Origin of the sequence: Psychrobacter piechaudii (assembly GCF_900162825.1) — a bacterium.
Classification (GTDB): Bacteria; Pseudomonadota; Gammaproteobacteria; order Pseudomonadales; family Moraxellaceae; genus Psychrobacter; species Psychrobacter piechaudii.
In genome coordinates this window covers 1-12,292 of record NZ_FUGE01000201.1, presented here as the reverse complement: position 1 = coordinate 12,292, position 12,292 = coordinate 1, and the positions used below count along the sequence as shown (strand labels likewise).

General features: G+C 41.3%; 9 protein-coding genes and 1 pseudogene. 1 reads left to right on the top strand and 9 read right to left on the bottom strand.

The window, feature by feature from the left end; genetic code table 11:
• Positions 1-449: 449 nt before the first annotated feature.
• Positions 450-1,682: a transglycosylase SLT domain-containing protein gene (locus tag A1019T_RS10755; protein ID WP_077451635.1), complete on the top strand. Its 1,233-nt coding sequence runs from the start codon at positions 450-452 to the stop codon at positions 1,680-1,682.
• Positions 1,683-1,877: 195 nt separating this feature from the next.
• On the opposite strand, the gene A1019T_RS10750 is transcribed toward A1019T_RS10755, so the two are convergent.
• The 9 genes and pseudogenes from A1019T_RS10750 to A1019T_RS13275 form a co-directional block, all read right to left on the bottom strand.
• Positions 1,878-5,087 (bottom strand): lytic transglycosylase, encoded by a 3,210-nt coding sequence (locus A1019T_RS10750; RefSeq protein ID WP_077451634.1) that lies wholly within the window; start codon positions 5,085-5,087, stop codon positions 1,878-1,880.
• Positions 5,088-5,350: 263 nt separating this feature from the next.
• Entirely contained in the window at positions 5,351-5,839 is a 489-nt protein-coding gene (locus A1019T_RS10745; RefSeq protein WP_095532612.1) for a hypothetical protein, read from the bottom strand.
• A gap of 179 nt (positions 5,840-6,018) precedes the next feature.
• Positions 6,019-7,236, bottom strand: coding sequence for a CNNM domain-containing protein (locus A1019T_RS10740; RefSeq protein ID WP_244156639.1), 1,218 nt, complete (start codon positions 7,234-7,236; stop codon positions 6,019-6,021).
• 67 nt (positions 7,237-7,303) lie between these two features.
• Positions 7,304-7,603 carry an integration host factor subunit beta gene (locus A1019T_RS10735; RefSeq protein WP_077451632.1) on the bottom strand — a complete coding sequence of 100 codons (300 nt, stop codon included), beginning with the start codon at positions 7,601-7,603 and terminating at the stop codon, positions 7,304-7,306.
• A 333-nt stretch (positions 7,604-7,936) separates the two neighbouring features.
• Complete coding sequence (rpsA, locus tag A1019T_RS10730; protein ID WP_077451631.1) at positions 7,937-9,619, bottom strand: 30S ribosomal protein S1; 1,683 nt, start codon at positions 9,617-9,619, stop codon at positions 7,937-7,939.
• A gap of 195 nt (positions 9,620-9,814) precedes the next feature.
• On the bottom strand, positions 9,815-10,519 hold the full coding sequence (gene cmk, locus A1019T_RS10725; protein WP_077451630.1) for a (d)CMP kinase: 705 nt from the start codon (positions 10,517-10,519) through the stop codon (positions 9,815-9,817).
• A 206-nt stretch (positions 10,520-10,725) separates the two neighbouring features.
• Positions 10,726-11,292 (bottom strand): tRNA adenosine(34) deaminase TadA, encoded by a 567-nt coding sequence (tadA, locus tag A1019T_RS10720; protein WP_077451629.1) that lies wholly within the window; start codon positions 11,290-11,292, stop codon positions 10,726-10,728.
• An 87-nt stretch (positions 11,293-11,379) separates the two neighbouring features.
• Positions 11,380-12,117 (bottom strand): uracil-DNA glycosylase, encoded by a 738-nt coding sequence (locus A1019T_RS10715; protein WP_077451628.1) that lies wholly within the window; start codon positions 12,115-12,117, stop codon positions 11,380-11,382.
• 79 nt (positions 12,118-12,196) lie between these two features.
• A pseudogene (locus tag A1019T_RS13275) lies at positions 12,197-12,292 on the bottom strand (RNA-guided endonuclease TnpB family protein); the annotation flags it as partial.

Genomic DNA, 12,292 nt, shown 5'->3' with positions numbered 1-12,292 from the left:
GTATTGGTAAATTTAAAAAGACATATTTTTATTTAAATATCTTCAATACTGGGTCATAAGCCCTATATTTATGAAGTTAGCCGTTTGTTGAGACAAGACAGCGGCTACTTTATATTTGGATGGGCTTTACCATAAATTAATATGAGTTATGGTATTTAGCTTAGGAGTGCTTTAATTCGTCTTGTTAGCAATATTTTTGATTTTTCAAGAGGGTATAAGCTTTAGCTTTACTCAGATATTGTCTTTGATAAATCAAGCGTTATATGATCAATAATAAGGGCTATTTGTGTTTTTGCCCCCCTTTATTGATGCTGAATGGCCCTAGGTAGCTTGATGGCTAAAAGCTGTATATAACGTCTATATTGCTCATGACTGTGGCTTAAAGAGACTTTAATACAATGGTGTATTAAACTCTACACAGTATGGATAGTTGGACAACGGAGCCATCCATGCAACGACTATCGAATTGGATAAATCGCAAAGACAACCACTCTATTTCATCTTATGTATTTACCACACCTTCAAACCGTTCAAAAAATGTTCGTCATTTTTTAACTCCCCTACATCGTAGTCTACCTAATTCCAAACGTCCTGCAGCGAACAAGAAGTTTGCTAAGACCAAAATGCTAGCGCAAATCTCTGGCATTGCTCTGTTATCGTTGCCAGCGAAAAGTCTGACCACAGCGCTATTCACCACTCAGGCGGAAGCTTACGAGACCGTTATGGCCTCGCAAACTTTAACCCTAGCTTCGGTAAAAGGTAATAGTACTTATTTTTCAACAGACCGCTTCGAGCATGGGTTTGGCTTTGATATCGCTCGCTCCTACGCTCATGATTTAGGCGTTGATTTACAAGTAAAACAATATGATTCTGATGCTGACGCATTAGCTGCAGTACGCAAAGGTAAGGCTGATATGGCTTTAACCACAGCCAGCACCAAGCTAAGCACAGAGTCTGGCGTGGCCTCTATTAATATTAGCTGTGGCTTTGACAGCACCTTGGTCGCCAATGGACTTCACCCCAAAACCAATTGGAGCTTTAGAAGTAGCACTGACCCTTTGGCTATAAAAGCAAGTCACTTCTTATGTGACGATGGTCAGTTAATCAATACCACCAAAATTGCCAATTTTTATGATCAAACTTTATTAAAAGACGATTATAACCGTAAGCATTTTGAACAGACTTTAACAGCTAATCTGCCAAGCTATAAGTCCTCATTTCAGCAGCAAGCCAGCGCCTATAATCATGACTGGCAGCTGTTAGTGGCCATGGGCTATCAAGAGTCGCATTTGGATGCCAATGCCATCTCTCCCACTGGCGTACGTGGTCTGATGATGTTGACCAATAATACCGCTAAAGCCATGGGAGTATCAGACCGAGTAGACCCGTATCAAAGTATTGGTGGTGGTGCTCGTTATCTAGAGCAAATGAAAGAGGCTTTTGCAGAAGTGCCCAATCCAGATCGCCTATGGTTTGCTTTGGCCTCTTATAACATGGGTCCTAATGCAATCAAAAGCATTCAGAAAAAAATTGAGAAAGACGGTAAAAACCCAAATAGTTGGTCAAATGTATACGCCTATATGTCAGACCATGCCAGTCAGAACTCTCGCTATGTTCAATGCATGGACTATGTAACCAACATACGTAGCTATTTAGAGTCCTTAAAGATGCAAACTGTTTAAACGGTTAGGAGTTGATATCAGCCCTATTGAAACAGACCGGTTTAATTAAGCATTTTCTCGCCATTATAAATACCTTATACCGTTAAAAATAAAAAAAGAGCCCAGTTTTAAACTGAGCTCTTTTTTTATGCCTCATGCCCTACTAAGTTGTCATGGCTTACACGCTTAATGAAAGCTTATTGACTTAATAGCACTTTATTGAACGGGTACCTTAAGGGTTTGGCCCAGTTGCAACATGGCAGTACTGCTAATTCCGTTCATTTCTGCTAATTTCTCTGGGGTAATACCATACTTCTTCGCCAAACCGATTAAGCTATCACCAGATTTCACCTTATAGCTGGTGGTAGTAGCAGGAATAGTAATCTTTTGACCCACTCTTAGATCAGCATTATTCTTTAAGCCATTGGCGCTGGCTAGCTGACTAACGCTCATACCGTATTGATTGGCTAAGCGAGTCAATGAATCACCAGATTTGACGGTGTAATTACCACTCGTCGTCACTGCAGGTGATGAGCTAGAACTAGAAGCGCTGCTACTGGTATTAGAGCTAGAAGAGGCGCTGCTAGTGTTGGCTTTGGTATTTGGAACCTTCAAGGTTTGACCAACAAACAATCCTGCTGTCGGGCTGATATTGTTAGCTTCAGCCAACTCAGCAGTAGACACCCCATACTCTCGAGCCAAGTTAATTAAGCCATCTCCTGCTTTCACCTTATAAGTACCCGTATAGTTCGCTTTTGAGCTACTCGAGGTACGTGTAGGGGTAGCAGGAGCAGTACTCGATGCACTACTACTCGTAGCCGCTGAGCCACTGCCTGGAATGGTAATAACCTGACCTATCAATAAGTTTGAAGTAACACTTAGATTGTTAGCCTTAGCAAGATCAGCAACAGATAGATTGTACTGGCTAGCCAAATTGGTTAAGGAATCCCCTGCCTGAACCTTATATTTGATGGTCTGATTATTCAAGCTACGAGCGACTTGCTGCTTACTAGCAGGTAACTTAATACGTTGACCCCTTTGTAATTGAGTGGTCGCTGAGAAGTTATTGATTTCAGCAATTTGGGTATGAGGCACACCAATTCTATTAGCAATGCCGATCAGCGTCTCACCCGATTTTACTGTATAGCTAGTGGTTTCACCGCTATAAGCGCTTGAAGAGCTCGTCTTACTGTTACTTGATGAGCTTGATGAACTAGCACTGCCGCTTGAACTTGTTGATCCTGCAGGTACCGTTAGACGCTGTCCTACCAGTAACTGCTCATTGGGGCTCATGTCATTCATTGCCGCCAAAGTAGTCACTGGAACATTAAAGCGTGACGCAAGCCCTATCAAGCCCTCTCCACGTTGCACGGTATAAGACTGGGTCTTACCGCTATAAACCGATGAAGAGCTACTTGAGCTGCTGCTAGTCTCACTGGTTTTAACCATACCTGGGATTAACCACAGCTTTTGACCTGCACGCAACTGAGCATTCGTTGGCAAACCATTATAACTTGCCAAACGAGAGACACTTAGTCCCACACGATTGGCGGTACCGATTAAAGTATCGCCTGGGCGTACAATATAGGTATTTGGTTGAGCGTCAGCTTGAGTGGCATCAGGCTTGGCTACCGCTGTATCTAACGGTTTGATTGGCTTAGCATTGTAGAGGTATAAGCTGGTACCTGCCAATAAGGTAGAGTTAGGATTAATTTGGTTCCAATCTGCGATATCACGCCAGTTTAAGCCTGCTCGTGAGGCAATATTAACCAAGGTATCGCCACGCTGTACCGTATAGGTACTACGGGTGCCCGTTGGTTTTGGTGGGGTGGTTTGCTGTTGTGAAGAACTGGGACGATCAAAGCTTATTTTCTTTTCTTCACCGCGCGCTTCTAAGATAGACTGCTGGGTCTGAATGGCTTCAAGTTTAATGTTGCCATCAACCGAGCTGACCACTTCGCCCACTTCTGGAGACTGCTGACGAATCTGTTGTGAAATAAAGCTTTTTTCTTCTGCTGATAAAGGCGGCTCTTGGACGATGGTATCGTTCTTAGTCAACTGAGCAGAAGTAGTTGGCAACGTATTTGATGCCGCAAGCTCAGATTCAATTCTTTTCTTTTCACTGGCACTAATAGGGGGCTCACTTATAGTCACCCCAGGTGAAAATGAAGGCGTTGGGGCAATATAGCTACTGTTTTGTTGTGGAGCACGCGCTTTACTCGCAAACTCTGCTAAACCTTCAGGGGACTTTGAAAGCACTTGATATTGTGAATCAGGGATATTATAAGGAGAGCTATTGTTTGTGTTGCTAGCCAAAATGGTGCCACCACTGCCATTTAGACTACTTAGCTTAGAGTCTACTACCACGTTAACTTGGTTAGGAATAATGACACGGTTTGGTCCTGCACTGTCAACTCGGCCACTGCTTAAAGAAGGGTTTAGAGCTTTTAACTCATCATAACTCACTCCAGTTAACTGTGAAACTTCCATTAAACTTACGCCATAGTTGACTGGCACACTTCTAAAATGCTGACGATTCGCAATGGCTGGTAAATAAATGCTGTATTGACCGGTGTCTTTTACAATTTGTGCCACCGCCATAAAGCGAGGCACGTAATGCATGGTCTCAGTAGGCAATGAAAGTGACCAGTAATCGGTAGGCAAACCTCTAGCACGGTTGGCATCAATGGCTTTTTGAACCCGACCAGGACCCGCGTTATAGGCAGCTAGAGCCAATTCCCAGCTACCAAACTGGTTATGTAGTGACGTTAAAAAGTCATAAGCTGCGCGCGTTGATTCAATAACATCGCGGCGCCCATCATAAGTTGGGGTCTGAGTTAGACCATAGATGCGGCCAGTACTTGGAATGAATTGCCATAAGCCTGCAGCCGCTGCGTTACTGGTACCCGTTGGATCGTAAGAACTCTCAATAACAGGCAATAAAGCCAGCTCTGTTGGGATGTTGCGACGCTCAGCTTCACGCACAGTGTGATATAAATAACGACTCGCACGGGCCGTTAGACGATTGATATATTCTTGACGGCTAATAAACCAGTTCTTCTGGGCATCAATTCTTTGCTGCTGACCATAACCATAGTTCTGGCTCATACGGAATCCAGCACGCATCCTATCCCATAAGTTACCATACTGCTGAATGGCTAGCTTATCGTCTTCCACCATCTTCATGTCGGTGGCTTCCAATAAGTTCTCTAGCTCTGCCAAGCTTTCATCATCTAATAAAGAAGTGCTGTACCCTCGGGTAGCTGGAACATTAGATACCGCTTCATTTTGTGCAACGGGGACTCGAGTCACCTGTTGTGTACCTTGTACCGGTGCTGTGCTATTACAGCCAGCTAAAAGAGCTGAGCCTATAGCAATGACTAAAGGTAGCTTACAAAATTGAATAGTGGTGTTTCTAAAATTCATGACAATAACAACCCAGAGTGATAAGTGAATAAACAGTTTTATAGTTTATACAATAAACTTTAAAAGCAGATAAAACTTTAAAAGTAGATAAAAAACAACTTGCTGCGCAGTATAATAGTTTTTTAATAAATACAGGTCTTACTAATAACTTTAACTAATGGACAGCTTTTCAACGCTTGAGTATATCAGTATTTTCATCAATACAAAAAACGAAAAAGTTTGTAAATATTACAAACTTTTTCGAAACGGATAATCAGGGTATTTTATTCAATAGTAACTTGTGAAACTGCTCTCAAAAGTACAGCGTTATTATTGTCAGATTTCAAAGTAGCTCGAGAGGTGGTGCTCATAGTCCGTTGTTGACCATCTCTTACCCAAGTTTCCACAGTTTTGACATCGGCCTTCGCCTGCTCGCCACTGATCACTATGTTAGAGATAGAGATATCATAGCTATAGTTAGTAGACTTTGACCAACTGTCTTGTAATAGCTTCAAATACGCCGCTTTATCTAAACTGGTGGTTTTACCGCGGCGCGATAGTGAGATCAATGCTTCATCTGCCACCAAGCTTGAGACTTTGCTGACATTTTTGCTGTTAGCGGCTTGCTTCATTTGAGTGGCATAATTTTGCACAGCAGCTTCATTGATTGCTGCTTGGGCAGGAGTCGCAACAAAGCTAACCGCAGCAATCATAGCTACTGGAGCCAAAGCACCAGCTAAAGATTTTCTAGAGCCAAATAAACTCTTCATCATAATTTCCTTAAGGTAATATTCGTGAATTTAAGCTGAAGACTGTCGCTATAGTTGTTGTAAATGTCTTAGCCTAGCTTATTTATATTACTACATTTAAAGTAGACTTATCCTAGCTGATTATTAACGGCTTGTAATATTTAGTCACAAATTAAAGTAAGTTACTTTATCTTTACTCATGATTACTCGTCGTTATTGTCATCATTTTCGACCAACATACCTAAACGCGCTGAACGGCGTTGCATCATTTGACGAGCCAAGGCTTGCATATCCTCTACTCTATCGACTTCATCCACAATCTCTAAGCCAAGTAGCGTCTCTAACACATCTTCTAAGGTTACTAAGCCTTTGACCTCACCATACTCTCCTACTGTGATAGCAATATGAATACGGCTATTGAGCATTAAATCTAGTAAATCAAACAACTTCATCTTAGAGAATACGAAAGTAATTTCACGCTTATAGCTCTCTAACGGTTTGTCCATATGATTATTGGCTTTTGCCAATAAAATGTCTGATTTTAAAACGAAGCCTGTGACTTTATCCAAGTCTTCATCATAAATGGGCAGTCTAGAAAACATAAGCTTGGGTCGGTTTGCCAGTAGTTCTGCCACTGTGATTGACTGATCAAAGGCATGCATAACTGATCTTGGTGTCATAATATCTTCAACCTTAATCGCCCCAAAGGCTAAAAGGTTTCTAATAATTCGCGACTCTAAAGGATCAATTTGACCCGACTGCTCACCCACACTCGCTAAAGCAGCAAATTCATTACGACTAAAAGTGTGAGCTTTTTTACCTCGAGTTAGCAATTTTGTAATCTTTTCTGAGAACCAAATCAGAGGATATAGTAAAAATATAATGGCTTTAACAAAATAAGCTACTGGTCCAGACAGGCTACGCCAATAGACAGTTCCTAAAGTTTTCGGGATAATTTCCGAACCAATCAAGATTAAAAGGGTCATGAGTGCAGAGAATACCCCAAACCATTCACTTCCGAAGACAATTGTAGCCTGAGCACCTGCCCCTAAAGACCCTACAGTATGCGCCACTGTATTTAAGGTCAAAATAGCGGCAATAGACTGATCAATTTTGTCTATTTTAATCTCTTTTAACATCGCCGATTTTTTGGGATTCTCTTCTGCGATAGAAGCCACATAGGAGGGAGTCATGGTTAATATCGCGGCTTCAGATACTGAACAGATAAAAGAGACAAATACTGACATTACAACGAAAAATATCAGTAAGGCAACATGAACCCCGTAAGCCGAAGTTTGGATAGCAATATCAGCAGAACTGCCCCCAGCTGCATAAGCAACTAATGGCAGTGAAGCGATAAGAGTGAATAGGATAGTAGTGTTACGGGTAAAGCGTGATGATCTTCTAAATCGAGCTTTCAAGTCAAACACCTAATGTAATTAACATATAAAAAGTAAGGGTTACAGGATATCATTAAACCTATTACGTTTACATCCATTTATCATTAACGCCTTCACGTAATGCTTTACCTGGCTTAAAATGAGGAATAGATTTTTGCGGCACCATAACTGCTTCTCCAGTCTTAGGATTACGGCCCTGTCTGGCATCACGATGGTGTAAACAAAAAGTTCCAAACCCTCTAACTTCAATGCGATTATTTTCAATTAGTTTTTCAGAAAGTAAATCAATAATCTCTCTAACTGCTTCATCAACCTCTGCATCAGAGATATAGTCGCAACGTGCAGAGACATTCTGAATTAAATCTGATTTATTTATAACTTCTGTCATATCCTTGTGACCTTAATTATTAGTTGAAATACCTTTAAAGTTATAGTCCTTTAAAAACCTTATAAGCAAATGACCATTCCTAATATCATAATGGCTATCTAAACGAACTACAAAAATAGGACTTTCAAACCTAAGGAAAACCTTGTGCTTTATAAGTCAGCATATTTCATAGCCTGTTGATATTAAATCATAAGTTACGGCATCTGTGGAACTATTATTTCAATTTATAGAATAATATCAAATAATTGGCCATAAAAACTGACCATAAAAAAGGAGTACCCTAAGGTACTCCTTTTTTTTAACAGCTTATAGCTATTGATTATTTATCAAAGATTAGTCTTCTTGCATTTGTTCTTTGATTAAGTCACCAATAGTTTTTGGCTGGGCTTCTGGAGCAGCTTGAGTGCTACCCAGCTCTTTAATAGCTTGACGCTCTTCAGCTTCATCTTTAGCTTTAATTGATAAGCTAATACCACGTGACTTACGATCAACGCTGATGATTTTCGCTTCAACAGAATCGCCTTCGTTTAGATGTTTAGTAGCATCTTCAACTTTATCACGCTGGATTTCAGAGGCACGTAAGTAACCTTCAACTTCGTCAGCTAAAGTGATAGTAGCACCTTTAGCATCTACTTCTTTAACAGTACCAGTTACGATTGAACCACGATCGTTAGCTACTAAGTACTCATTGAATGGATCAGAGCTTAACTGCTTGATACCTAGGCTGATACGGTTAGCTTCAGCGTCAACTGATAGAACCATAGCTTCAACAGTGTCGCCTTTGTTGTAGTTACGGATAGCTTCTTCACCAGCTTCGTTCCAAGAGATATCAGATAGGTGAACTAGACCATCGATACCACCGTCAAGACCGATAAAGATACCGAAGTCAGTGATTGACTTGATAGTACCAGTTAGCTTATCGCCACGGTCATATTTCTTGTCGAACTCTTCCCATGGGTTTGGTAGAGTTTGTTTGATACCTAAGCTTATACGACGACGTTCTTCATCGATATCTAGGATCATAACGTCAACTTCGTCACCAATCTGAACAACTTTAGATGGGTGGATGTTTTTGTTAGTGTGATCCATTTCTGAAACGTGTACTAGACCTTCGATACCATCAGAGATCTCAGCGAAACAACCATAATCAGTTAGGTTAGTTACGCGAGCTTTAACGATGCTACCTACTGGGTAAGTACCGCTTACGTTATCCCAAGGATCTGTACCTAGTTGTTTTAGACCTAGGCTTACGCGGTTGCGCTCACGGTCAAACTTAAGTACTTTAACTTTAAGGTCTTGACCCACTTCAACCACTTCTGATGGGTGCTTAATACGGCGCCATGCCATATCAGTAATGTGTAGTAGACCGTCAATACCACCTAAGTCTACGAATGCACCGTAGTCAGTTAAGTTTTTAACGATACCTTCAACTTCGATACCTTCTTCAAGCTTATTAAGTAGCTCTTCACGCTCAGCTGAGTTCTCAGCTTCCATAACCGCTTTACGGCTAACAACTACGTTGTTACGTTTTTGGTCTAATTTAATAATTTTGAATTCTAGTTCTTTGCCTTCAAGGTGCGTAGTGTCACGGATTGGACGAACATCAACTAATGAACCTGGTAAGAAAGCACGTACTGAACCAACATCAACAGTAAAACCACCTTTTACTTTGCTTGAGATGATACCTTTAACAATTTCATCGCCTTCAAATAGTTTCTCAAGCGCATTCCATGTTTCAACACGTTTAGCTTTTTCACGTGACAGTAGGGTTTGACCCATACCGTTGTCAACAGCTTCAACAACAACATCAACGCTATCGCCCACTGCTACTTCAAGCTCGCCATTTTCGTCTAAGAACTCTTCACGAGCTACCACACCCTCAGACTTCAAACCAGTGTCAACTGTAATCCAATCGCTATCGATTGCTACAACAGCACCGCTGATAACTGAGCCACGCTCAATATCAAGACCCTGCTCTTCTAGACTCGCTTCAAATAGTTCAGCAAATGATTCCATTATGATTACCTTAATATAGCCGTATCCTGTCCAGCACAGTACGGTTCAAGTTAATGAAGATAAAAGATTGACGCTGGTTTTGCTCTTTTCATCTTCATTTGAAAAAAACGTTAAATTTGTTAGGGTATAACCCAAACTAAATAACTCAAAAGATGAGTCTAAGTTTGGGAGTCTGCCTTATTTGCTAATTTTAACTTATTCGCTAAAACAAATACCCTTGGTTTGGCAGAATTTTTTAATTGTTCTATAAACTTCTTCAGCATCCAATTGGGAGCTGTCTAACAGTAAAGCATCTTCAGCGGGCTTGGACGGAGCAACGCTGCGATTCTCATCACGCTCATCGCGTTGCTTAATGCTGCTTAAGATCGCTTCGTAGTCTGCACTTTGTCCCGCTTGCTTGAGCTGCTCCACTCGGCGATCTGCTCGAGCTTCGGCGCTAGCGGTTAAATATACCTTGGCATCCGCATTAGGAAATACCACTGTTCCCATGTCCCTACCATCAGCGATAAGACCTGAATTATTGGCCATATTCTGCTGTAATTCTAATAATGCCGATCTTACTTTAGGTAAAACAGCCACTCGTGAAGCATAACCGCCCACGGTTTCATTTCTTATCTCGCCGGCGACACTCGTGCCATCGACCACAATATCAACTTCACCACTGTCTCGTGGAAGAAATTGAATATCTAATTGCGCAGTTAGTTTGGCAATATTATCTTCGTCTACCGCGGTCAATTCTTGATCCGCTAGCAAGCCGGCTTCAAACGCTTTTAAACCGACTATACGATAAAGAGCGCCAGAATCTAGTAAGTGGTAATTCAAAGCTTGAGCCAGCTTCAAACAAAGGGTGCCTTTTCCTGCGCCGCTTGGGCCATCAATTGTAATAACAGGAAAACTCATCTTTTTACCACCTACTGCTATATTAAGTTTGCTAGCTCTAAGTTTATTTACTAATTACAACTGGCTATTGTTGCCAATTAAATGCGTTTTTAGCGTTTTTCAAATTAGAATTTTAGTTAATAGTTTAAATACAAGCCTATTAATAACTCTGCAAACGCAAATAGTGCAAGATTATAACAAATATAGAAGCGCACCACTAGATAATATTAACGATTTATACACAAATTTGACTTCTTTTTTTTATTGCGTCGAGCTCTAAAAAAAGACTTCAATATTTTTTGGCTTTCAGGCTGCAATAAACCAGAGCTTACCTCGATTTTATGATTGTAAAAATCCATTTCTGCTAAGTTCAATTGACTGCCTACCATTCCTGCCCGCGGCTCTTGGGTGGCAAATACCAACCTTGCTAGCCTTGCATGTATTAAGGCCCCAAGGCACATGGTACAGGGCTCCAAAGTGACATATAACGTTGTATTCGCCGGCAATCTATAGTTTTGTATGCCGCTACAGGCCTCTCGAAGCGCCACTATTTCGGCATGAGAGGTGGGATCACAGCTCAGTATGGACTGGTTAAACCCTTCTCCAATAATCTGGCCCTCATGCACCAACACTGCCCCAACAGGAACTTCTTCTCTGGCTGCCCCATTTTTGGCCAAAGCCAAAGCCGCTTGCATAAACTCCACGTCACTAAGTGGCCAGTAGTTGGCTTCGGACAAATAGTCGATATAACTACTAGGTTTTAACTGGGGTTTTAAGCGGTTTATATTAATCATTTATCTGACTTTTAATGAGCGTTTATTAAAATGGTTTTATATTAAAACCAGACTTAAGCTTCCCTAGAGTTATTATGTCCAAAGTTATTATGGCAGTTGCCAATCAATAGCCGTTTTGCCATGTTGTACTAGATACTCATTAGCTTTTGAAAAAGGCTTAGAACCGAAAAAGCCCCCTCTATTGGCTGCTAAAGGAGAGGGATGCACAGCCGATAATATCAAATGCTTTTCGGTATCAATAAACTTGCCTTTAAGTTTGGCCTTACTACCCCACAGGATGAATACTGTATTTGAGGTTTGCTCATTTACCACATCGATTACGGCATCGGTAAACTGCTCCCAGCCTTTACCTTGATGGCTGCCCGCATTACCTTCTTGTACCGTCAAAGAAGCATTTAAAAGCAGTACGCCTTGCTTTGCCCAATGGGTTAAATCCCCATGCTTGGGCGGAACGGTACCAATATCATCTGCCATCTCTTTTACAATATTACGTAGTGAGGGCGGCATCGGAATCATCTTAGGCACAGAAAAAGACAAACCCATTGCCTGAGCTGGGCCATGATAGGGATCCTGCCCTAAAATGACTACTTTTACTTCTGATAAGGGGGTGAGGTTAAACGCATTGAACATTTGGCTGGCTTTAGGATAAATACTCTTACCAGACCCATATTCTTGCCTTAAAAAATCTCGTAAATTATCCATATTCTGCGAAGTCAGCTCATCTGCCAGTGCCAACTTCCAGTCTTCAGGCATTTGTACTCGTGCTAAGATGGCTTGCTTTTCAGCTTCGCTTTTTTGTGGTTGATCCGAGTCAAATAACTGCATAAGAATACTCTTTATATAATTATAAATTTTTATTTAGGGTCATTATAGACGTTAATATCAGATTGACTTCCTCCCCTCGCTAAACCGAGGGGATTCCTACAGCTAGACGGTCAAGCCCGACCGCAAGGATGTTCTTAGCAGCATTGATATCTCTATCATGCCATGTGCCACACTC

What these genes read in the sequence shown, in the direction of transcription:
- A1019T_RS10755 (WP_077451635.1), top strand. Translation starts at nt 450, where the DNA reads ATGCAACGACTATCGAATTGGATAAATCGCAAAGACAACCACTCTATT.
- A1019T_RS10735 (WP_077451632.1), bottom strand. Translation starts at nt 7,603, where the DNA reads ATGACAGAAGTTATAAATAAATCAGATTTAATTCAGAATGTCTCTGCA.
- tadA (WP_077451629.1), bottom strand. Translation starts at nt 11,292, where the DNA reads ATGATTAATATAAACCGCTTAAAACCCCAGTTAAAACCTAGTAGTTAT.
- cmk (WP_077451630.1), bottom strand. Translation starts at nt 10,519, where the DNA reads ATGAGTTTTCCTGTTATTACAATTGATGGCCCAAGCGGCGCAGGAAAA.
- rpsA (WP_077451631.1), bottom strand. Translation starts at nt 9,619, where the DNA reads ATGGAATCATTTGCTGAACTATTTGAAGCGAGTCTAGAAGAGCAGGGT.
- A1019T_RS10745 (WP_095532612.1), bottom strand. Translation starts at nt 5,839, where the DNA reads ATGATGAAGAGTTTATTTGGCTCTAGAAAATCTTTAGCTGGTGCTTTG.
- A1019T_RS10750 (WP_077451634.1), bottom strand. Translation starts at nt 5,087, where the DNA reads ATGAATTTTAGAAACACCACTATTCAATTTTGTAAGCTACCTTTAGTC.
- A1019T_RS10715 (WP_077451628.1), bottom strand. Translation starts at nt 12,117, where the DNA reads ATGCAGTTATTTGACTCGGATCAACCACAAAAAAGCGAAGCTGAAAAG.